General features: G+C 64.3%; 2 pseudogenes. Both read left to right on the top strand.

The window, feature by feature from the left end:
* A pseudogene (locus tag HP547_RS29295) lies at window positions 1-366 on the top strand (hypothetical protein); the annotation flags it as partial.
* Window positions 366-510 (top strand): annotated as a pseudogene (locus HP547_RS29805) (GntR family transcriptional regulator); the annotation flags it as partial. The pseudogenes HP547_RS29295 and HP547_RS29805, both read left to right, overlap by 1 nt.

Consider the following 510-nt stretch of genomic DNA (forward strand, 5'->3'; position numbering starts at 1 on the left):
CATCAACTGCAACTCGGCAAAGCCTACGGCATCAACCAGACCCAACTGGTATGCCTGCTGTTCAGCCCCTTTGCCAGGCAGGGGAAAAATCTCGAGCGTTTTCTGTTGTGCAGGCACGCTGACATGCTGGTGGCGTTGCCGTATCTGCACAGGGCCTTGCAAGGCAAAGCCTGCCCTGATGCGGTGAAAGACTGGCTGGTGAACACCAGTGGCTTGTCGCTGCGCCAGCTACGGGTGATCTATGCAGGGCACTTGCCGCTGACCGCCTGGCGCCTGCTGAGCAACCTGGCGCGCCGCGATGCCCGCCTGCGCTTGCTGCCGCGGCCGCTGTTGGCGCGGCGGCGCGGTTTTGCGGGGCAGTATTGATGGGGCGAGCGGCCCCCGGGGAGTTCGCCTACCGCAAGGTTTATCGCTACCTGGAGGCGTTGATCGACCAGGCAGCGGGTGCCTCCCCTTGCCGGTTACCGTCGTTGCGTGCGCTGTCCCGGCGGCTGCGGGTATCGTTGGTCA

This window comes from Pseudomonas sp. CM27 (assembly GCF_013179515.1).
GTDB lineage: Bacteria > Pseudomonadota > Gammaproteobacteria > Pseudomonadales > Pseudomonadaceae > Aquipseudomonas.